Origin of the sequence: Sphingobium xenophagum NBRC 107872 (assembly GCF_000367345.1) — a bacterium.
In the GTDB taxonomy this organism is placed as follows: Bacteria; Pseudomonadota; Alphaproteobacteria; order Sphingomonadales; family Sphingomonadaceae; genus Sphingobium; species Sphingobium xenophagum.
Genome location: NZ_BARE01000037.1, coordinates 29,144 through 50,000, shown reverse-complemented (window position 1 = coordinate 50,000; position 20,857 = coordinate 29,144). Strand labels below are relative to the sequence as shown.

The window sequence follows — 20,857 nt, the reverse complement described above, 5'->3', positions numbered from 1 at the left end:
AGCCCACTTTCCTTGTCTCGGCCCTGCCGGGTGCCGATCGCTGACGCGCGATCCTGGCGGACCGCCGGTGGACATCGCTAGGCGCGATGGCGTGGGCCGGTCCCGGCCAAGCGGTGTGGGCGTCGCTTCCCTCTAGGCCCGTCGTGGCGGGCGGCAAGCCGGCCTGCGGCGCAGCTCCTTCACTTCGTTGCGGTCCTACCGGATGCAGCCCGCCGCTTGTCCGGGCCTGCCGGTGCGCTCTTGCCGCCCACCCCGCTTTTTCGGGGTCCGGTGTGTGCAAGAGGAGTAAAAGTCATGGAACTCAAGCATATCGACATTGCCTGCCTCTCGATCTCGCCTGCGAACATGCGGGGCGTGAAGAGGGCGCCGGACCTGAACAATATCCTGCCGTCCGTTCGGGCGCGGGGCGTGCTGGTGCCGCTGATCGTGCGACAGAATGGATCACCCACCACCTACGAGATTGTCGCGGGCAAACGGCGCTACCATGCCGCGATGATCGTGGCGCAGGAGGAAGGAAGCGTCGAGCCGCTGCCCTGCGCGATCATGGAGGCGGGGGATGACGCGGCGGCGCTGGAAGCCTCGCTCATCGAGAATATCGCCCGGCTCGATCCCGATGAGGTGACCCGGTGGGAGACCTTCACCCGGTTGGTGAAGGAGGGCCGATCGCCAGAGGATATTTCGCTGACCTTTGCCGTCGACCTGCTTGCCCGGCCAGATGCAACCATCTTTCCGTACCCCGCCTATCTGATCGGCCTTCGTGAAAAATGGCTCTTCTCCGCACCATTCGATGTGCGCCCGATAGACCTAGGCGAAGCCGATGCCTGGGGGACGGTGAAGGATGCCGACGCCGCTAAGGCGCTCGAAGAGTTCCTTGCCGACCTTGATCCCGCAGCCGCCGATGCGGGTTGAGATCGCCGAAGATGTCGTGGCAACGCTGCGTAGCGCGCTCCAGTTGGCTGGCCCGCGTGAGATTGGCGGTGTCCTCATGGGCGAGCAAATCGAACCCGGGCATTTCCGGATCGTTGAGACATCCATTGACGCTGAGACCGGCGGAAGTGCCCATTTCGTCCGTAGCCCCGGCGCGCATGCGGAGGCGCTCGATGCGTTCTTCCAGCGGACAGGGAACGCGTATGACCGCTTCAACTATCTGGGCGAGTGGCATTCCCATCCCACGTTCGACGTCACGCCGAGCCGTCAAGACGCCGGGGCAATGATGGAACTCGTCCACGGTGAGCGCGGAATCGATTTCGCCGTGTTGCTGATCGTGAGACTAGGATCCATCCACTCACTTGTCTGCTCTTGCACCCTTTTCCGTCGTGGCTTCGGGCCATCTGCCGTCGAGATACTGGAATGATGAACCTGCTGAACCTCTTCATCCGATCGCTCATCGAATATGGTGCTCGCTCCGTCGGCCCGAAATTTTCGATCCTCAATCACAAAAGCGGAACGTCTGCACTGGGGTCACGAAATTTGGGCTCTGAAGGGCGGGAATGGGTTGAAATCGGCGAAAGTGGGCTAACTCCACTGGTGTACGAATAACTGCAAAAATGACCCGACAGGACCCGAATTCGCGCCGTTTTCGCCGAAATTTTTTTTTGGGGGTTTGTGTGGGGGCCTGTAGCTTTGCTCAGTGAATATTAGCTTCTTGATTCAAATTGATAGCACAATTATATGAGTCCTGTAAGCGCACCATTTTCCGGCCCCGACTGCCGATTTTCCCGAAATTTCCGCTTCATACGCTCACCCGCGCCGGAGCATCTTGCACCGGCGCGGGTTGGGGCGTCGTCAGAATTTGTAGCCCAGCGTCATGCCATAGGTGCGCGGCGGCAGGTAGGTGACGCCGATGATGCGGCCGGTGGAGATCGCAAAGGTGCTGCTTTCGCGCAGCGTGTTGTTGATATTCTTGATCCACAGCGATGCCGTCACCGTTTCGGTCCGGTCGATCCAGCGCAATGAGGCGTCGAACATCGTATAGGCGCGTGTGCCCTCCACCAGTCGCTTGAACTCGGTGAAATAGACATTGCTCTTGCCCGACATGTCGCCGCTCAGCGTCATCGTCCCGGTTTCGGTCAGGATCGGCAAGTCGACCTCTATCCCGGCGCTATAGGCCCATGTGGGCGAATTGCGCGTGGGATTGCCGGCCAGCTGGATGTTGCAGGGCGCATTGGCGTTGAGCGCGCCGGGGCCGCACGGCGCGCCAAAGGCGGTCGGATCGGGATTGGTGACGGGGTTATAGGCGGGCTGCCCCGCCTGGGCGACGTTGACGGGGTTGAGCGGGTCGACCGTGATGAAATCGTCATATTTGCTGTCGGTGTAGGACAGGGAACCGCGCAGGCGCACGCCATCCACCGGACGGGCCATCATGTCGGCTTCCACGCCGGTCGCCGACGTCTTGGCGGCATTTTCGAAGATGGTGGTAAAGCCGGCAGGTCCGCCGCCGATCGTTTTGTTGATCTGCAAATCGTCCAGCTTGTAATGATAGGCGGCCAGATTGATCTGCAAGCGCCGGTCGAGCAGTTCCGCCTTTATCCCCAGTTCGTGGTTCTTCATCTTTTCCGGGCGCACGATCGTGGTGCTGCCCGCCGCATTTTCGCCCGACCCGGCCTTGAAGCCTTCGGAATAGGTGTAATAGAGCAGCAGGTCGCGATTGGGCTGCCATTGCAGGCCGATTTCCGGGGTGAAGTCCTTGAACGTCTTTTCGCGATAGGTGCCTTTAACCGTCGTCTTGCGCACCTGCGCCACGGCGGGGTTGCCATTGGCGGTCAGGATGATCGACGGGTTGGCGCTGTCGACCTTTTCATGGCTGTAGCGGCCACCCAGCTTCAGCGACACGCCGTTCAGCCCAAATGCCTCCCCCATGTCGAAATTCAGCTGCCCGAAAGCGGCATAGGCGCGGGTGCCAAGGCTGGATTTCAGGCAGACGCGGTTGGGCGACGTGCCGGCCGGGAAGTTGCACATGGCCAGCGCTTCGGCCAGCGTCACGGAACCTACGGGCGCTGCGACATTGTCGACAAAGGTCGGCCGCGTCGCCAGCACGGTGATGTTGGACGCCAGATCGTTGGTCGAACTCAGGCCCACCTGATCGCGCGGGCGCTGCCGTTCGTGAAAATAATAAAGGCCGACCACGCCCTTCACGATGGCGCTGTCATATTTGAATTGCAATTCGTTGCTGAACTGCTGCGCGTCGATGGTGCGGGTCTGGATCGACGTCGAGTTGGGCAGGGTGGCGACCAGCGCCGACCCGTCGAGATCCTGGATCAGTTGCGTTTTGAAATCGCGATAATTGGTGATGTTGCCAATGCTCAACGCATCGCTCAGCTCAATATTGAGCGTGCCGGTGACTGAATAGCTTTTGGTGTCGACCGAGGGCGGCTCGTCGCTGCCCAGATCGCGCGGTTTGCTTGCAAAGCCGCCCGTACCCGTCGGGGCCAGCCGGGGGACACCGGGAAAGGCGGGGCCGCGATAATGCACTGCGCCGCTATTGTCGTTCTGACGGAAATATTCGCCCGACAGCAGGAAATCGACCTTGTCCGACGCGATCAACTGGATCTGCCCGCGGACCATATAGCGGAACAGGTCATCGACATCGCTGCCGCCCTTGAACGGATTTCCGCCAAAGCCGTCCCGCGCCTCGACCTTGCCTGCCAGGCGGAAGCGAATCGCGTCGATGATCGGGCCGCCGACCGCGGCTTCGGCAATCATCGCGCTATAATTGCCATAGCCGATCCGGGCATAGCCGGTGAAATCGGCGGTCGGCTTGGCCGTGATGAGGTTGATCGAGCCGCCGACCGCGTTGCGCCCATACAGGCTGCCCTGCGGGCCGCGCAGCACTTCCACCCGCTCCAGATCGAACAAGGATGTCAGTTGCGCTTCTGCCCGCGCGACATAGGCGCCATCGACATGCAGCGCGACGCCGGTGCTGGACCCGGTGGTGGACGTATTGGCCCCCACGCCGCGAATGAACACCTTGGCCTGGTTGAAATCATTGCCAAAGGTGACGGATGGCACCAGCTGCTGGATGTCCTGCAGATTGTTCACCCCGGCATTGGCGAGTGCATCGCCGCTGACCGCGGACACGGCCAGGCTGACATCCTGCAAGGACTGGCTGCGCTTTTGCGCGGTGACGATGATGTCCATGCCGTCGGTCTGTGCCTGCGCTACGGGCATCAGCCCGATGCTGGAAACCGATGCGAACAAAGCGCACATCGCGCGTGCATTGATGGATGCCTTCAAAGCGTCTCTCCCTGGAACCGGACATCGTTGATTTGTGTCCCAGGAATACAATTAGCATGGTTGATATTGTCATACAATCGGCCCCATTACCTGTCTTTTGGGGAATGTGGCTTATCGGCAACAATTGCTTCCAGCGCCGTCAGGATGGGCGGCATCGCTTGGCTTAACCCCTGTGCGCGCGCGCTGAACAACAGGCCGATCGTGCGTCGTGCGCCAAAATCGGCCAGCGCAGCGCGCACCATGCCCGGCCAGCTATAGGCCATTGGCATAACTGTCACGCCCAGGCCCGCCGCAACTATCTGCATCACGCGCTCGTCGTTGGTCGCGCGAAAGGCGAAATGCGGACGCACGCCGCGATCGACGAAATAGCGGCTGGTGGCCGAAAGCGCCTCGCAATGTCGCCGCACGATCATCACCTCGCCTGCCAGTTCCTCCGCCGCGACACGCGCCCGACCGGCCAGATCGTGGCTGGAGGGCAGGGCCAGCCCATAGCCTTCCTGCATGATCGGTCGCGCGGCATAGCGATCCGCCCCGTCGCGCACCATCGTCAGCGCAACGTCGATCCGCTCCGCATCCAGCCGCGCCAACAGTTCGCGCTCCGTGCCCGGCACCAGTTCCAGCGCCTGCGCGTCGCCGGGGCTGCAAGCGGCCACGGCCTGTGCCACCAGGGCGCCGGGAATGCTGGTCAACAGGCCGATCCGCAGCGGCGCACCCTGCGTCGATCGCGCGCCCGCCTGCTCGGCCAGGTTGAATTCCCGCTCGATCCGCCGTGCATGGCCCAGTAGCCGCGCGCCTGCCTCGGTCAGTTCGACCCGCTGGTTGCTGCGCAGGAACAGCGGCGCATCGACCGTCTGTTCCAGCTTCGCGATGCCCACGGACAGGGTCGGCTGCGACACATGGCAATGCGCCGCCGCGCGGGAAAAATTGCCCTGGTCGACCACGGCCAGGAAATAGCGCAGCAGATAGCGTTCGATCATAGACAGAAACTATACACTAAGCACCGTCCTTTCAATTTTTCTCTTGGGCACGCTGGCGCTAGGATAGGGGTAATGGAGAGACGCCAATGACCGATTTCGATTTCGCCCTGGGTGAGACTGCGGACATGATCCGCGACAGCAGCCGCCGCTTCGCCAATGACCGCATCGCCCCTCTGGCCGCCCGGATCGATGCGGAGGACTGGTTCCCGCGCGCGCTGTGGCCGGAAATGGGCGAACTGGGCCTGCACGGCATTACGGTGGAAGAGGCCGATGGCGGCCTGGGCCTGGGCTATCTGGAGCATGTCGTCGCGCAGGAGGAAGTTGCCCGCGCGTCCGCGTCCATAGGGCTGAGCTATGGCGCGCACTCCAACCTCTGCGTCAACCAGATCCGCCGCTGGGGCAATGCGGAACAGAAGGCGCGCTACCTCCCCAAGCTTATTTCGGGCGAGCATGTCGGTTCGCTCGCCATGTCGGAAGCGGGGGCCGGTTCTGACGTCATGGCAATGAAGCTGCGCGCCGACAAAAAGGGCGACCGCTACGTCTTGAACGGCACCAAATATTGGATCACCAACGCGGCCGAAGCCGACACGCTGGTCGTCTATGCCCGCACCGGGGACGGCACGAAGGGGATCACCACCTTCCTCATCGAAAAATCCGTGCCCGGCTTTTCGATCGGGCAAAAGATCGACAAGGTCGGCATGCGCGGATCGCCCACCGCCGAACTGGTGTTCGATGATTGTGAAGTGCCCGAAGAGAATATCATGGGCCCGCTCAACGGCGGGGCTGGCGTGCTGATGTCGGGGCTGGACTATGAACGCACCGTGCTTGCGGGCATCCAGCTTGGCGTCATGCAGGCCTGCCTCGACGTCGTGCTGCCCTATGTCCGCGAACGCCAGCAGTTCGGCAAGCCGATCGGCGCGTTCCAGCTGATGCAGGCCAAGATCGCCGACATGTATGTCGCCCTCAATAGCGCCCGCGCCTATGTCTATGCCGTCGCCAAAGCGTGCGACGCAGGCCGCACCACCCGCTACGACGCGGCGGGCGCGATCCTGCTGGCCAGCGAAAATGCGGTGAAGGTCGCGCTTGAAGCGGTGCAGGCGCTGGGCGGCGCGGGCTATACCAAGGACTGGCCGGTCGAACGCTTCATGCGCGATGCCAAGCTGCTCGACATTGGCGCAGGCACCAATGAAATCCGCCGCATGCTGATCGGGCGAGAGCTGGTCGGGGCATAGAATATGGTCGGGTCATGCTGTGACACCCTCGTCCGTTCGTTTCGAGCGAAGGTTGGTTTGACGGATCAGTTCTTGCCCACGAACAGGAACGCGACCCCCGCCATGATGCAGGCAAACGCGGCGAAATGGCGCCAGTGCAGCGGTTCGCCCAGCACCGTCACCATGAACCCGCCGAAGATCAGCAGCGCGATCGCCTCCTGCGCGATCTTGAGCTGCCCTGCGGACCAGCCATGGGCAAATCCGATGCGATTGGCAGGGACCGCAAAACAATATTCGACCAGCGCGATGCCCCAGCTGATCAGGATGACCACAACGAGCGGCTTGGTCATTCCGCCTTTCAGGTGCCAATACCAGGCGACGGTCATGAAGAGGTTTGAAATGACAAGGAGAGCGATGGTGGGCATGAACGGCCTCGAACAGGGCAGGGGGCACCGCACTGCCACCACCGGGCGCGGGAGCGCAAGGGCATGAGCGCGCCGGTCCTCGACACCAAATTGTTCCCCGACAGCGAAGCCTTTCGCAACAACGCCGCGCACAATCGCGCACTGGCCGAGGAATTGCGGGCCAAAGTCGCCGCCGCAGCCGCGGGCGGCTCCGCCAGCGCCCGCGACAAGCACACAGCGCGCGGCAAGCTTTTGCCCCGCGACCGCGTCGAGCGGCTGCTCGATCCCGGCTCGCCTTTTCTGGAAATCGGCCAACTGGCCGCCAACGGTCTCTATGGCGATGATGTCCCCGGCGCGGGCCTGATCGCAGGCATTGGCCGTGTCGCCGGTCGGCAGGTCATGATCGGGTGCAACGACGCGACGGTCAAGGGCGGCACCTATTATCCCGTCACCGTGAAGAAGCATCTGCGTGCGCAGGAAATCGCGCTCGAAAACCGGCTGCCCTGCATCTATCTGGTCGACAGCGGCGGCGCGAACCTGCCCAATCAGGCGGAGGTGTTTCCCGATCGCGACCATTTCGGCCGCATCTTCTATAATCAGGCCAACCTGTCGGCGCAGGGCATTCCCCAGATCGCCTGCGTCATGGGCAGTTGTACGGCGGGCGGCGCCTATGTTCCCGCCATGTCCGACGAAACCGTCATCGTCCGCAACCAGGGCACGATCTTCCTGGCTGGACCGCCGCTGGTGCAGGCGGCGACCGGCGAAGTCATTTCGGCGGAAGATCTGGGTGGTGGTGACCTGCATGGTCGCAAATCGGGCTTGGTCGATCATGTTGCCGACAATGACGATCATGCGCTCACCATCGTCCGCGACATTGTTTCGACCCTGCAACCCGACCGCAAGCCGGACCTCAATCTGCGCGAACCCCGCCCGCCCAAATATGACGCGAGCGATCTTTACGGCATCATTCCCGATGATGTTCGCGCGCCTTATGATGTACGCGAAGTCATCGCCCGCATCGTCGACGCCTCCGAATTTCATGAATTCAAGCCGCTCTATGGCACCACGCTCGTCTGTGGTTTCGCCCATATCTGGGGCATGCCCGTCGCCATCCTCGCCAATAACGGCGTCCTGTTCAGCGAAAGCGCGCAAAAGGGCGCGCATTTCATCGAACTCGCCTGCCAGCGGCGCATCCCCTTGCTCTTCCTCCAGAATATTTCCGGCTTCATGGTCGGCGGCAAATATGAGGCGGAGGGGATCGCCAAGCATGGCGCGAAACTTGTCACCGCCGTCGCTACCGCGCAGGTGCCCAAAATCACCGTCCTCATCGGCGGCAGTTTTGGCGCGGGCAATTACGGCATGTGCGGCCGGGCCTATCAGCCCCGTTTCCTTTTCACCTGGCCCAATGCCCGCATCAGCGTGATGGGCGGCGAACAGGCCGCATCCGTCCTCGCCACCGTCCACCGCGACGCAGGCAAATGGTCGCCGGAGGAAGCCGAAGCCTTCAAGGCGCCGGTCCGCCAGAAATATGAAGAGGAAGGCAATCCCTACTACGCCACCGCGCGGCTGTGGGACGATGGCATTATCGACCCCGCGCAAACCCGCGACGTACTGGGCCTGGCCTTCGCCGCAACGCTGAACGCGCCGGTGGCTGAGAGGGCGCAATTCGGCGTGTTCCGGATGTGATGGGGGTGGGGCAGGACAACGCCATACCTCCCCGGAACGGGGAGGGGGACCGCCCGAAGGGTGGTGGAGGGGCATTCAACACCACCTCCGCGACGATCAGGATGGCAAGGCGCGAACGACGCTCCGGCAATCTGCCTGAGGTGATATTGTGGCGCGCGTTGCGCCAGCGGCCCGGCGGCTTCAAATTCCGCCGCCAACACCCGATAGGCCCATACAGTCTGGATTTCGCCTGCCTGTCTGCACGGCTTGCCATCGAAATCGACGGCGAAGTTCATAATCGCGGCGATCAACCGGAAAGCGACTCCGTCCGCGATGCTCATATGCGCGCGCGCGGGTTCGACACAATTCGCATTCCCGCGAGAGAAGTGCTGCAATCGGTCGACATGGTCGTCATCGCCATTGTCTCCGCCTGCCGTGAGCGCCAACCCCTCCACCAGCCTTCGGCTGGTCCCCCTCCCCGTTTCGGGGAGGTAGAAGGACGCCTGCCATGATCCAATCCCTCCTCATCGCCAATCGCGGCGAAATCGCCTGTCGTATCATCCGCACCGCGCGCGCGATGGGTATCCGCACGGTCGCCGTTTACTCCGACGCCGACGCGCAAGCCCTCCACGTCCGCTCCGCCGATGAAGCCGTCCATATCGGCCCGGCCCCGGTGCGCGAATCCTATTTGCTGGGTGACCGGATCATCGCCGCCGCCCTGCAAACCGGGGCGCAGGCGATCCACCCCGGCTACGGCTTCCTGTCCGAAAATGCCGAATTTGCGCAGGCTGTCATCGACGCGGGGCTGATCTGGGTCGGCCCCAACCCGTCCTCCATCACTGCCATGGGCCTCAAGGACGCGGCCAAGCAATTGATGCAAGACGCCGGCGTCCCCACCACGCCCGGCTATCTGGGCGCGGATCAGTCGCCCGCTCATCTGGCCGCGCAGGCCGACGCCATCGGCTACCCCGTCCTCATAAAGGCAGTCGCGGGCGGCGGTGGCAAGGGGATGCGCAAGGTAGACAGTCCCGCCGATTTCGCCGACGCGCTCGCCTCCTGCCAGCGCGAGGCCGCGTCCAGCTTCGGCAACGACCATGTCCTGCTCGAAAAATGGGTTACCAACCCGCGCCATATCGAGGTGCAGGTGTTTGGCGACACGCATGGCAATGTCGTCCACCTGTTCGAACGCGACTGCTCGCTCCAGCGCCGCCATCAGAAGGTGATCGAGGAAGCGCCTGCACCCGGCATGGACGCCGCCACCCGCGAGGCCATCTGCTCCGCCGCCGTCCGCGCCGCCAAGGCGGTCGACTATGTCGGCGCAGGCACGATCGAATTCATCGCCGACGGATCGGAAGGACTGCGCGCCGACCGCATCTGGTTCATGGAAATGAACACCCGGCTTCAGGTCGAACATCCCGTGACCGAGGAGATCACCGGCGTCGATCTGGTCGAATGGCAATTGCGCGTCGCATCGGGCGAACCGCTGCCGCTGGCGCAGGACCAGCTCAGCATCAACGGCCACGCCATGGAAGCGCGGCTTTATGCGGAGGATCCGATCAAGGGCTTCCTGCCCTCCATCGGTCGCCTCGACACGTTCGAGATAGGTGAAGGTTGCCGCATTGATACCGGCGTAGAGCAGGGGGCGGAGATTTCGCCCTTTTACGATCCGATGATCGCGAAGGTCATCGCCCATGGCTCCAGCCGCAATGACGCCCGCGAAGCCTTGGCCGCTGCGCTGGACGATACGGCGATCTGGCCGCTCAAGACCAATGCCGGTTTCCTGGTCAAGGCGCTGTACCATCCCGATTTCATTGCCGCGCGGCTCGATACCGGGCTGATCGCGCGCGAAGGCGATGCGCTGATGCCACCCCATCATCCTGATGCCGACGCATTGGCCGATGCTGCCGCCGCGTTGACACAGGGCGGCATGTTGGCGGGCTTCCGTCTCAACGCGCCGGTGCGGGCAGAGGCACCTTTTCTGCTGGACGGTGAAATGGTGACCATAGGTTTCGACCCGCGCGGTGGGGAGGGCGATCCCGTTCACGAGGATGTCCTGATCGCTCAGGCCGGTCAGGTCTGGCGACTGGCCCCGTGGCGCGCGAGCGGCGGCGCTGGCGGCAGCGCCTCCGACGGCGCGATCCTCTCCCCCATGCCGGGCCGCATCATTTCCGTGTCGGTTTCGGCGGGTGACGCAGTGGTCAAGGGCCAGAAACTGCTGACGCTGGAAGCCATGAAGATGGAACACAGCCTCATCGCCCCGTTCGACGGCACGGTGGCCGAACTCAACGCCAGCGAAGGCGGACAGGTGAGCGAAGGCGTGCTGCTGGCAAAGATCGAGAAGGCGGAGGGGTAGGGCGCGCATCACGCCCTCCCGGGCCGTATGTCCTACCGAACTTCCATCTGCTATAACCAACTGTAATCGCTAAACTTTCGATTAAATCCCATCACTCATACGGGCGAAGATCGAAAAGTTAGACCCAAAAAGGGGGCAAAAATGGCCGGACGCTATTTCGACCAGTGGACCATCGGCGACAGGATCGCCCACGACATCCGCCGCACCGTGACGGAGACGGACAATCTCCTCTTCACGACGATGACCCATAATCCCCAGCCGCTCCACCTCGACGCGGAAGCCGCCAAAGCCTCGGAATTTGGCCAGATTCTCGTCAACGGCACCTTCACCTTCGCGCTGATGATCGGCCTGTCGGTGGGCGATACGACGCTCGGCACGCTGGTCGCGAACCTGGGCTATGACAAGCTGGTCATGCCAAAGCCAGTGTTCATCGGCGACACCATGCGCTGCGAATCCGAAGTCACGGACCTGAAGGAAAGCCGGTCCCGCCCAGACGCGGGAATCGTCACTTTCACCCATCGCCTGATCAATCAGCGCGACGAAATCACCTGCCAATGCCTGCGCATGGCGCTGCTCAGGAAGGCGACGGCCTGAGTGATGACCGGGCGGACCATGGCCAATATTTTGCGCAAAAGACCGTTGCCAGCCCGATTTCCCTCGCCTATAGCCGCGCACATCGGGGCCTTAGCTCAGCTGGGAGAGCGCGTCGTTCGCAATGACGAGGTCAGCGGTTCGATCCCGCTAGGCTCCACCAATATTCCCGAAAAGCCGGATTTCGCGCAGCAGCGAAGTCCGGCTTTTCCCGTTGGTCCCCGGCTCCAGTCTGGCGGCAATGGCCCTTCTCCGCTCGGCCCTGCCGCACTAGATCGGCAGCAATAGGGGGATCAGTCCATGTCCAACGCACCTTTCGCCATCACCGCCCATGACGTCGCCGATGCCGCCCGCATCATCGCGCCCGCCGCCATCGTCACGCCCTTGCTTGAAAATGCGGCACTCAACGCATTGGCTGGCCGCCGGGTTCTCCTGAAGTTTGAGGGTGCACAGCATACCGGATCGTTCAAATTTCGCGGAGCCTATAACCGGCTGGCCCGGCTGAATGCGGTAGAACGTGCCGCTGGCGTCGTTGCCTGGTCATCGGGCAATCATGCCCAGGGCGTGGCCGCTGCTGCGCGCCTGCTGGGCATCCCAGCGACCATCGTGATGCCCGTGGACGCACCCGCGATCAAGCTGGCCAACACCCGCGCGCTGGGCGCAGACGTCGTGACCTATGACCGCCATCGCGAGAGCCGCGAAGCGATAGCGACCCAATTGGCGAATGATCGGGGCGCGACGATCGTGCCGTCCTTCGATGATCCCCATATCATCGCAGGGCAGGGGACAGCCGGACTGGAAATATTGGCGCAGGCGGATGCGGCGGGCGCGTCGGTCGGCCAGATATTGGTGTGTTGCGGCGGTGGTGGGCTGACCGCCGGGATCGCGACCGCCGTGAAGGCGCAGTCGCCTGCCACCGCCATCTACAGCGTCGAGCCGAGCGATTTTGACGATACCGCCCGGTCGCTGATCAGCGGCGTGCGCGAACAGGTCGGGCCCGGTGCGCGTTCCATTTGCGATGCCTTGCTCTCGCCCAGCCCCGGCGCATTGACCCTGCCGATCATGCGGGCGCTGGTGACCGCTGGCCTGACCGTCAGCGACGATCAGGTGCGCGATGCGATGCGCTTTGCCTTTTCGACGCTCAAGCTGGTGGTCGAACCGGGTGGCGCGGTCGCGCTGGCAGCGATGCTCGCAGGCTTCGCACCGCCATGCGATGGTGCGAGCGTTGTCGTCATGTCGGGCAGCAATGTCGATCCAGCCATGTTTGCGGAGATCATCGCCGGATGATCGAGCGCTGTCAGTGCGGTGCAGCCTCGCCACGCGCGGGCGGACGCTTCACCTTCCTGATCTGCCGGACGCCCAGCCATACCGTGACCAATGTGGCCGGCAGCAACGCGATGTCGATCCAGCCGGGCAGATGCGCGCCCTGGCGTTCCAGCGCTGCTTCAAGATGATGCCACAGGCCCAGCGCATAATAGCTGATCGCGACGACCGACAGTCCCTCGACCGTATGCTGCAAGCGCAGTTGCAGGCCGGTGCGCCGGTCCATCGACGCCAGCAAATCGCGATTGCGCCGCGCCAGCGCGGTGTCCACGCGCGTACGAAGCATGGCGCTGGTCCAGGCGGTGCGTTGCGACAGATCCTCCAGCCGCCGGGTGAAGGCGTCGCAGGTACGCATCGCCGGGAGCAGCCGCCGTTCAGTAAAATCGTCGAGCGATCGGAACCCGCGCACCGTCGCCATATCGAGCCGCCGGATGCGGTCGAAGCAGAGTTCGGCATAGGCGTGCGTCGCGCTCATGCGATAACGGGTGTGGGCGACGATCTGCGCCAGTTCGGCGCTGAGCGCGGACAGTTGCGCCAGCACGCTGTCGGCGTCCGCGTCCTTTTCCGCAACGCGCGCCGTGATATTGGTCAGCCGCTGCTCCAGCGCGGTGACGACCGGCGTCGCCCGCTGCGCTTCGGGCAGGCCCAGCAGCGCCATCTTGCGATAATTGCCCAGCTCCTGAAGCCGTTGAATCAACTGCGATGGTTCCGCACCGGCCAGCCCATTGTCGCGGATCAACAGGCGACCAAAGCCATTGGCGTGCAGGCGAAAGTCGCTCCAGATGCGGGCGCGGCCCTGCGCCACGTCGGAAATGATGAGGTCGTCGGTCGCAAAATGGCTGGCGATCATGGCGTCGGATGGGGGCGTCCTGACCAGCGCGATCTGGGTCGATCGGATGATCCGCCCCGGCAGGCCAGCGATCCACTGTGCCGTCGCGGCAAAGGGCGTCAGGTCGAAAGGGTCGCCATCGCCGTCCGCGATGAAGCTGTACGTCATGAATTCGGTGTGACGTTCGCAGGAAAATTCGAGCATGCCAAGGCGGCAGGTCAGGAAGCGGTCGCCAGTATCGGCGGTGACGCCATGGGCCGCGAGGAGCGCGGCCAGCGCCCCGCTGCTCTCGCGCGCTTCGTCCTCATCCACCAGCAGGACGAATTGCAGCAGGCGGGCCGGGGCGGACAGCCGGGGCATGGTACGCACATGCATTTCCTGCGACAGGGGCGCGCGCAGGGGATGATCGCGCAGTTGAAGCGCCGTGAAAGGATCGTCCCGGTGCTGCGCGTCGTCGGTCATGTTTTTGCTCCCCCTGATCGGCTTCTAGTCTGACAAAAGGCGCCCGCGCAATTGGATCATGCCAAAGGATGAGAGGCGATGGCCAGCGCCGTCAGACGCGCCGGGCGATGGCGCCCGCGGCCCAGCCCATGCCGACTGCCAGCGCAATGGCGGTCAGTCCGTAAAGGAAGGACCATTTCTCCGCCGCAACGGCCATGAACTGTTCAAAGCCGGATTTGCGCACGGTAATGTCGCGGACGGCGGCGGCGACCACGCGCCCGTCCTGCACCAGAAAAGTCTCAGCAGTATAATCGCCCACGATCACACGCGCCGATAGCGGCAGGCGCGCCCGGTACAGCACGCCGTCACTGATTTCGACCGTGCCGGGCCGTTCGACGAACAGGCCGGACCGTTCGCGCAGATCGACCAGTCCTTCCTGGAACCGGCTGAGTTCCGCGCTATCGTTGAGCGAAGATGGCGACAATTGCAGCTTGTCGACGCCCAGTTCATATATCGCGGCGGTGCGTTCGTCGACGATGCGGTCGATCGGGCGGGACGATGCCATCGCGTAGAAACTGGGCGCTGACCGGAAGCTGGCGCGATCGGCATTGACCCAGATGCCGGCCACCTTCTGCTTTTCGCGCATGGTGATCGACTGTTCCGGCCCTTTTAGCACCACGACGATATCGGCGGGCTTTTCCGGGCGGTTGCCATCGGGATAGACGATCGCGCCGAACAGCAGCAGGTCAGCGCCGGTGAAACTATACTGGATCTCGATGTCGCGCTGCGACACATCCGGCACCAGTTGCGGCGCAGCGGCGGCGCCCAGCAACAGGACCGGCGCCAGCCGCCAAAGGTCACGCCGCCGCATCAGTTCAACTCAATCGTGAAGATTTCATCGGGCCGCCAGCCCAGCCCCAGCGCCATGCGCGCAGCGACCAGCAACACGATCAGCGCCAGCAACACGCGCAGATATTCGGGCCGGATCGTCATCGACAGCCGCGTGCCGACCTGCGCGCCCGTGACGCTGCCGATCAGCAGCAGCATCGCCAGCACCAGATCGACGGCCTTGGTCGTCATTGCGTGCATCATCGTCGTCGCCATGGTGACGAACAGGATCTGGAACAGCGATGTGCCCACCACGGACTGGGTCGTCATGCCCAGCAGATAGAGCATGGCTGGGACAAGAATGAAACCGCCGCCCACGCCCAGCAGCATCGTCAGGATGCCGGTCGCCATCCCCAGCAGCAACGGGGCGAGTGGCGAGATATAGAGTCCGGAGCGATAGAAGCGCCAGCGCATCGGCAGCGCAGCGACGAGCGGGTGGTGCCGCCGCTTGCGCGCCTGCGGACGCCTGCCGGTCTTGAGCGCGATCAGCGCCTGAATCGATTCCTTGGCCATCAACAGGCCGATGCCGCCCAGCATCAGCACATAGAGGATGCCGATGACCGTATCGATCTGCCCCAGATATTGCAGCAGGCGAAAGATCAGCACGCCAAGCCCGGCGCCGACCACGCCGCCGGCGATCAGGACGCCGCCCATGCGAAAATCGACCGTGCCGCGCGATATATGGGTGAAAACACCAGACACGCTGGCCCCGGTCACCTGCGACGCGGCGGATGCGGCGGCGACGGTGGGGGGGATGCCGTAAAAGATGAGCAGCGGCGTCGTCAGAAAGCCGCCGCCGACGCCGAACATGCCCGACAGCAGACCCACGATCCCGCCCAGGCCAACAATGACCAGCGCGTTCACCGAAAGATTGGCGATGGGCAGGTAAAGATCCATGGCCCGACCGGGGTAGTGGCAAAATGTGTCGAGTGAAAGCGCGCGATGCGCCCAGCGTCAAAAATCCGCAGCCAGGGTGATGGCAAGGCCGGAGGAGGGCGCGGCGCGACCGGCAATGCGTTCCCGCCATTCGACCGCGATGTGGGCGGGGATGTTGGGCAATGGCAATCGGATCTGCATTTCCGGGCCAATGTCGATCCGCTCGACGCCCGGCTGCGCTCCGCCGGACAGGGCCGCACCGATTCGCAGCTTTTTCGTGTCAATCGGGGCAAGCAGGGAGAGTTTGCCGTCGATGAAAGCGTCGCGCTGGTTCAGCCCGACCATGCCTGCCTGCGCATAGGCTTCCGCCTCCAGCCCGCCGCCGACCCGTGTGGGGCCAAAGCCGCCCACCGCCATGATCGCCATCGCGTTGCGCGCCCGCTTGTCCAGCGCGATCCGGCGTTCGACGGCCAGGCTGACAGGGACGGTGCGCGCGGGCTGGATCGAAAAGCCGATTGCCGCTTCCGGGGCTGCCGGGCGCTGGAGCGCACTGGTCGCGCGGGCATAGGCGACGGTGCGGATCGGGGCGGAAGGGGTCAGGTCATAATCGACGCGCAGGCCAGCCTGCGACGCGCCCAGCCGACCAAGGGCGGCATCGGTCGGTGACGTGCCATTGTCCCGCCACAGCATCCATGCGCTGCCATGCCAGCGATCCGGCCGTGTCGACGCCGAGCGCAACAGCGGCGCAGGGGAGGGGGCAGCATAATTGGCACCGGGGTCGGTCGCATAGTGGCGGTTGGCAAAGGCCATGGAAAAGGCGATGAAATTCAGCAGGTCGACCGGCATGGCGTCTTGGACGCGGGCGTGGGTCGGGGCTGGACCCTTGGCCAGGACCGGGTGGAGGCGGGCATTCGTCATGACCGCGACGGCCGGCGGGGGCACAAGGGACGCCATCTGGACTGTCCAGGTCTTGTGCGGTGAAGGCATGGTCATTTCCGAGGCATTATTCCCCGACCTTGTGGGTTGCGACGCTGGCGGGCGCGTGGTTGCCGATGCCGCGAATTTCTGGTGGGCTATCAATGGCAGGGGTGGTTCCGGCTGGCTCCACAGCCGGATCGCGATCCAGCCGACCGTCAAGAACCCAAAGAAACGGAGTGGACGGCCACTGGCGGTTGCGATCATGGATCGGACTGCATGTCGGGAAAGCGGTGCTGGGTCTTGTCCCAGGCAAGCGGACGGCCCAGCAAGGACCGCACATATTGGAAGATGGCGCGCCGTGCTGCGAGTATGGCGATGAGATTGGCGATGAAGGTGCGCGGCACTGCGCCAAGGCCGTGACGCCAGCCATAAGCCTGCCCCACGAACAGCACGCGCATCAGGCCGCGCCAACTCATCAGCCCGACATTGATCCACAGGAGGGCCACGATCATGGGGGACAGCGGCCGCGGCGGGATTGGCAGGACGAGGCTGATGAGCCAGAGCATCCCCCATAGAGCAATCGTCAGATAGGCGGCGAACAGGACAAAGGCGGACAGGGCCGCGCGCCGATCGCGCAGGCGCATCCACCATTCGAACGGGCCGCCGCGCCAACCCATCCGGTCCCATCCCGCCAGAGAAATGCCCACGATCCAGCGGGCTTTCTGTCTGACGGCGCTGTCGATCGTGTCCGGAAAATATTCGCGGGTCGCAACCAGTTCGCCGTCTGCGTCGCGCATCCGGACGAATATGCCGCGCCCGCCATTGTCGCGAATCCGCAAGCCGGCTTCATAATCCTCCGTCAGCGAAGACGGATCGAACGGACCATGGCCTGGATCGCGGGCGAGCGCTGCGAGGGTGTCCCGCTCGAACGCGCAGGCGACCCCGGCGGATGGCACGGACGCGCCCAGCGCTTCGCGTATGGTCAGATATTTCCCATGGCTTTCTGCGAACTCGTCGCAATAATGATTGGCGATGGCGCGGGAGAGCCAGTTGCCTTGGCCCGGCAGCGGCAGCACGGGCAATTGCACCAGTTGGAACCTGTCGATCATCACGTCGAACAGACGAATCTCATCGGCATGGACGACATCCTCTGCATCGTGGAGCACTATCGCCTTGTAACGGAATCCTTCGCGCGTCTCTTCGTCCAGCATCGCCTGCCATAGAAGATTGAGGCAATCGGCCTTGGTCGTGGGACCGGGATGGGGGGTGATGCCCAGCAGGATGCGCGGATCGCCCTGCGCAACGGCGGCGATGGCGTCGATCGTCGCGGGGTCGTTGGGATAGGCGCCGACGAAAATGCGATAATCCGCATCGCCCCAGCGCCCCAACGCATGGCGCAGCATCGGTCCGATCACGTCCGCTTCGCGCCAGGCGGGAACGAATATCGCGATCCGGCCGGGATTGGGCGATGGTGGCAGGGTTGCCGTCGTCATACGGTCATGGCGACCATATATGAATAGATCGCGCCATGCCTTGCGCGCCAGAAACAGCAGGTCGATCAGAAAATCGTCCAAACCGCCGATGGCCAGTCCAACGGCGGCAAATAGCAGGATTTCATGATGAAGGAGCGCAAGGCCAGCGACCAAAATGTCCCCCAAAGCCTTGACCCCCATGCCTCGACAGGGGAGAGGATGGCATTGGTGTCAGCCGCTTCCAAGTCTTTTGCGCAAATTGCGCAAAAGGGAGGCAAAAAAAACAGGAAGATCGAAAGAATGACAAAGCCACGCCCATCAGTATTACGCGAATTCCTTGCCAGTCAGGCGGGCAGCGCTGTGTTGCTGATGATCGCGGCGACGCTGGCCATGGTTCTGGCCAATCTGCCGGGCGGCGGGGGTCATCTCTATCACGACCTGATTCATGCGCAGCTTGGACCGGAACTGACTCCGAAGCTGGGGCCAATGACCGTTCATCTGTGGATCAACGATGGGCTGATGGCGATTTTCTTCCTGCTCGTCGGACTGGAGATCAAGCGGGAGTTTCTGGATGGCGGGCTGTCGACATGGGAGCGGCGGCGGCTGCCGATCATCGCCGCCGTTGCGGGCATGGTCGTGCCAGCGCTCGTCTATCTCTTGGTAACAGGTGGACAGCCGGAACTGGCCAATGGCTGGGCGATCCCTGCCGCGACCGACATTGCCTTTGCGATCGGCGTGCTGGCGCTGCTGGGTAATCGCGCGCCCGCCTCTCTCAAGCTGTTCCTGACGGCGGTGGCGATCGTTGATGATATGGGCGCGGTGGCGATCATCGCCCTGATCTATACGCAGGGTCTCGATATGGCCGCGCTTGCCGGGGCGGCTGCGGTGCTGGTCGTGATGTTCGGGTTGAACCGGGCAGGGGTGAAGTCGCTGATCCCCTATCTTATCGGGTTCGTGCTGTTGTGGTATTTGATGCTGCTGTCGGGCGTTCATGCGACGGTCGCTGGCGTCCTGGCGGCCATGACGGTCCCGATCCGCTGCACGCCGGGCGCGCCCGACGCGGAGGACAGCCCGCTGCACAAGCTGGAACATGGCGTGCATCCCTGGAGCGCCTATCTGATCGTACCGCTGTTCGGCTTTGCCAATGCCGGGCTGGTGTTGAACGCGCAGGTGTTTAGCGCACTGCTGGACCCCTTGCCGATGGGCGTGGCGCTGGGCCTGTTTCTGGGCAAGCAGCTCGGCATATTTGGCAGCGTCTGGGCCGCGGCGCGACTGGGCATAGCGGAACGGCCGAACGGCGCGAACTGGGCGCAAATCTATGGCATGGCGATGCTGTGCGGGATTGGCTTTACCATGAGCCTGTTTATCGGCGCGCTTGCCTTCCCCGGATCGGCGCTGCTGGTCGAAGAGGCCAAGGGCGGCATCTTGATGGGGTCGATCGCCTCGGCTCTTGGTGGCTATGCCCTGTTGCGTTGGGCTGCGCCATCGCTGCGCTAGGTCGGTTCGCCAAGGCGATATTCCTATGCTATACACGTATCCGCGGCATGGCTGCGCGCGTCGCGCCATGCCGCCAATAATCGACCAATTCTTCTAGTCGCGATACCGGAGGAGGGCGAATATGAGTATGGAGACGGACATCAATTATCTGCTGCACCGTCAGCAGATGTCGCTGATCAAGGCGCAGGCCAGCCCGTCACGCGAAGGGCGCACCGCCTATGAAGATATGGCGCAGCGCTACATCGAACAGGTCGATGCCTATCGGCAGGAAAATGAAAGGCTGATCGTCCGCGCCCATTGATGGTGCGGACGTCAGCGACGCTCCAGCAATCGCTCGATCGCGAGATGATGAGTCGCGTCGTCGCCACATTCCTTTTCCAGCACGGCCTTGATCCGCTGCAATTCGGCTTCGGTCAGATGTTCGATGCCGATAAAATCGTTGCGCGCATTGTCCACGGCGCGGATCAATTCGTCCAGCTTCGCCTGGATTGCTGATCCGTCCCGATTTTGCGCATTCTGGATCAGGAACACCATCAGGAATGTGACGATGGTGGTGCCGGTATTGATGACCAGTTGCCATGTGTCGGAATAATTGAAGATCGGACCCGTGGCGACCCAGACCAGCACGACGGCGCTTGCCAGAATGAAGGCCAATGGTTGTCCGGCCCAGCTGGCGACCCGGTGCGACAGGGCGGCGAAAAATCTGTCCATCATGCTCTATTCCTTGGCACGCCGCGCGGCGTGTATTTATGCTGCGTTCAGGCGCTAGTTGCCATGAAGCGCGCATGACAGCCATCGCTTTTCGCGCGCTTGCCTGCGCTCTCACCGCATCCCTGCTGGCGTCCTGCGCCACTGTTTCGCCCGAATCACGTCTGCGGGCCGGGCTGGTGGAAGCCGGATTGTCGCCCCGGATGGCGGGTTGCATGGCCGAACGCATGGTCGACCGGCTCAGCCTGGCGCAGTTGCGCCGGCTCCAGTCGCTCGCATCGCTCCGCAAGTCTCACATGGGCGAAATGAGCGTGGATCGGTTCCTCTATAAGGTGCGCGCGCTGGAGGATCCGGAGATTTTTCTGGTCACCAGCAAGGCAGCGATCAACTGCGCTCTCTAGGCGTTATTTTGCAATAATCCGCGCTGACGCTTCGCAAAGGTTTTGCAATTTTGCAAAGTCGTTTTGCGAA

General features: G+C 63.2%; 20 protein-coding genes, 1 tRNA gene and 1 pseudogene. 13 read left to right on the top strand and 9 right to left on the bottom strand.

Annotated features, from left to right (window positions below; translation table 11 throughout):
• Positions 1-294: 294 nt before the first annotated feature.
• From SX1_RS24615 to SX1_RS24265, 3 genes and pseudogenes are all read left to right on the top strand, one after another.
• Positions 295-705: pseudogene (locus SX1_RS24615) on the top strand (ParB/RepB/Spo0J family partition protein); the annotation flags it as partial.
• A gap of 166 nt (positions 706-871) precedes the next feature.
• On the top strand, positions 872-1,354 hold the full coding sequence (locus SX1_RS15985) for a Mov34/MPN/PAD-1 family protein (RefSeq protein WP_255209776.1): 483 nt from the start codon (positions 872-874) through the stop codon (positions 1,352-1,354).
• Complete coding sequence (locus SX1_RS24265) at positions 1,351-1,539, top strand: hypothetical protein (protein ID WP_157410236.1); 189 nt, start codon at positions 1,351-1,353, stop codon at positions 1,537-1,539. Before SX1_RS15985 ends, SX1_RS24265 begins: the two co-directional genes overlap by 4 nt.
• 246 nt (positions 1,540-1,785) lie before the next feature.
• Here the strand turns inward: SX1_RS24265 and SX1_RS15980 are convergent, their stop codons facing one another.
• Both SX1_RS15980 and SX1_RS15975 read right to left on the bottom strand, forming a co-directional pair.
• Positions 1,786-4,233 (bottom strand): TonB-dependent receptor, encoded by a 2,448-nt coding sequence (locus SX1_RS15980; RefSeq protein ID WP_019053799.1) that lies wholly within the window; start codon positions 4,231-4,233, stop codon positions 1,786-1,788.
• Between the two features lie 86 nt (positions 4,234-4,319).
• A complete protein-coding gene (locus SX1_RS15975; RefSeq protein WP_019053798.1) occupies positions 4,320-5,210 on the bottom strand; it encodes a LysR family transcriptional regulator in 891 nt (296 codons plus the stop codon).
• Positions 5,211-5,296: 86 nt separating this feature from the next.
• On the opposite strand from SX1_RS15975, the gene SX1_RS15970 reads away from it, so the two are divergent.
• Positions 5,297-6,442, top strand: coding sequence for an isovaleryl-CoA dehydrogenase (locus SX1_RS15970; protein WP_019053797.1), 1,146 nt, complete (start codon positions 5,297-5,299; stop codon positions 6,440-6,442).
• A gap of 65 nt (positions 6,443-6,507) precedes the next feature.
• Here SX1_RS15970 and SX1_RS15965 read toward each other — a convergent pair whose 3' ends face one another.
• A complete protein-coding gene (locus SX1_RS15965) occupies positions 6,508-6,846 on the bottom strand; it encodes a DMT family protein (protein WP_017182566.1) in 339 nt (112 codons plus the stop codon).
• Between the two features lie 63 nt (positions 6,847-6,909).
• On the opposite strand from SX1_RS15965, the gene SX1_RS15960 reads away from it, so the two are divergent.
• The 6 genes from SX1_RS15960 to SX1_RS15935 all read left to right on the top strand — a co-directional run bounded on the left by SX1_RS15960 (position 6,910) and on the right by SX1_RS15935 (position 12,721).
• On the top strand, positions 6,910-8,511 hold the full coding sequence (locus SX1_RS15960) for a carboxyl transferase domain-containing protein (protein WP_019053794.1): 1,602 nt from the start codon (positions 6,910-6,912) through the stop codon (positions 8,509-8,511).
• A gap of 101 nt (positions 8,512-8,612) precedes the next feature.
• The gene (locus SX1_RS15955; protein ID WP_019053793.1) at positions 8,613-9,002 is read left to right on the top strand and encodes an endonuclease domain-containing protein; all 390 of its coding nucleotides are present in this window, start codon (positions 8,613-8,615) and stop codon (positions 9,000-9,002) included.
• Positions 8,999-10,843: an acetyl/propionyl/methylcrotonyl-CoA carboxylase subunit alpha gene (locus tag SX1_RS15950; protein WP_019053792.1), complete on the top strand. Its 1,845-nt coding sequence runs from the start codon at positions 8,999-9,001 to the stop codon at positions 10,841-10,843. The genes SX1_RS15955 and SX1_RS15950 overlap by 4 nt, the downstream gene beginning before the upstream one ends.
• 141 nt (positions 10,844-10,984) lie before the next feature.
• Positions 10,985-11,437 carry a MaoC family dehydratase gene (locus SX1_RS15945; protein ID WP_019053791.1) on the top strand — a complete coding sequence of 151 codons (453 nt, stop codon included), beginning with the start codon at positions 10,985-10,987 and terminating at the stop codon, positions 11,435-11,437.
• Positions 11,438-11,521: 84 nt separating this feature from the next.
• A tRNA-Ala gene (locus SX1_RS15940) sits at positions 11,522-11,597 on the top strand.
• Positions 11,598-11,734: 137 nt separating this feature from the next.
• Positions 11,735-12,721, top strand: a complete 987-nt coding sequence (locus SX1_RS15935; protein ID WP_019053790.1) for a threonine ammonia-lyase — start codon at positions 11,735-11,737, stop codon at positions 12,719-12,721.
• 10 nt (positions 12,722-12,731) lie between these two features.
• On the opposite strand, the gene SX1_RS15930 is transcribed toward SX1_RS15935, so the two are convergent.
• The 5 genes from SX1_RS15930 to SX1_RS15910 all read right to left on the bottom strand — a co-directional run bounded on the left by SX1_RS15930 (position 12,732) and on the right by SX1_RS15910 (position 18,382).
• Positions 12,732-14,048, bottom strand: coding sequence for a DUF3422 domain-containing protein (locus SX1_RS15930; protein ID WP_019053789.1), 1,317 nt, complete (start codon positions 14,046-14,048; stop codon positions 12,732-12,734).
• Between the two features lie 91 nt (positions 14,049-14,139).
• The gene (locus SX1_RS15925; protein WP_019053788.1) at positions 14,140-14,898 is read right to left on the bottom strand and encodes a TIGR02186 family protein; all 759 of its coding nucleotides are present in this window, start codon (positions 14,896-14,898) and stop codon (positions 14,140-14,142) included.
• Positions 14,898-15,812: a sulfite exporter TauE/SafE family protein gene (locus tag SX1_RS15920; RefSeq protein ID WP_017182574.1), complete on the bottom strand. Its 915-nt coding sequence runs from the start codon at positions 15,810-15,812 to the stop codon at positions 14,898-14,900. Before SX1_RS15920 ends, SX1_RS15925 begins: the two co-directional genes overlap by 1 nt.
• 57 nt (positions 15,813-15,869) lie before the next feature.
• Positions 15,870-16,709: a hypothetical protein gene (locus SX1_RS15915; RefSeq protein WP_255209775.1), complete on the bottom strand. Its 840-nt coding sequence runs from the start codon at positions 16,707-16,709 to the stop codon at positions 15,870-15,872.
• A 260-nt stretch (positions 16,710-16,969) separates the two neighbouring features.
• Positions 16,970-18,382, bottom strand: coding sequence for a glycosyl transferase family protein (locus tag SX1_RS15910; protein ID WP_019053786.1), 1,413 nt, complete (start codon positions 18,380-18,382; stop codon positions 16,970-16,972).
• A gap of 99 nt (positions 18,383-18,481) precedes the next feature.
• On the opposite strand from SX1_RS15910, the gene nhaA reads away from it, so the two are divergent.
• Both nhaA and SX1_RS24260 read left to right on the top strand, forming a co-directional pair.
• The gene (gene nhaA / locus SX1_RS15905) at positions 18,482-19,678 is read left to right on the top strand and encodes a Na+/H+ antiporter NhaA (RefSeq protein ID WP_026149822.1); all 1,197 of its coding nucleotides are present in this window, start codon (positions 18,482-18,484) and stop codon (positions 19,676-19,678) included.
• A 121-nt stretch (positions 19,679-19,799) separates the two neighbouring features.
• The gene (locus tag SX1_RS24260) at positions 19,800-19,979 is read left to right on the top strand and encodes a hypothetical protein (RefSeq protein WP_130754494.1); all 180 of its coding nucleotides are present in this window, start codon (positions 19,800-19,802) and stop codon (positions 19,977-19,979) included.
• 11 nt (positions 19,980-19,990) lie between these two features.
• On the opposite strand, the gene SX1_RS15895 is transcribed toward SX1_RS24260, so the two are convergent.
• Positions 19,991-20,389 carry a low affinity iron permease family protein gene (locus tag SX1_RS15895; protein ID WP_026002083.1) on the bottom strand — a complete coding sequence of 133 codons (399 nt, stop codon included), beginning with the start codon at positions 20,387-20,389 and terminating at the stop codon, positions 19,991-19,993.
• Positions 20,390-20,463: 74 nt separating this feature from the next.
• Between SX1_RS15895 and SX1_RS15890 the strand changes: the two genes are divergently transcribed.
• On the top strand, positions 20,464-20,787 hold the full coding sequence (locus SX1_RS15890; RefSeq protein WP_019053783.1) for a hypothetical protein: 324 nt from the start codon (positions 20,464-20,466) through the stop codon (positions 20,785-20,787).
• Positions 20,788-20,857 lie beyond the last annotated feature (70 nt).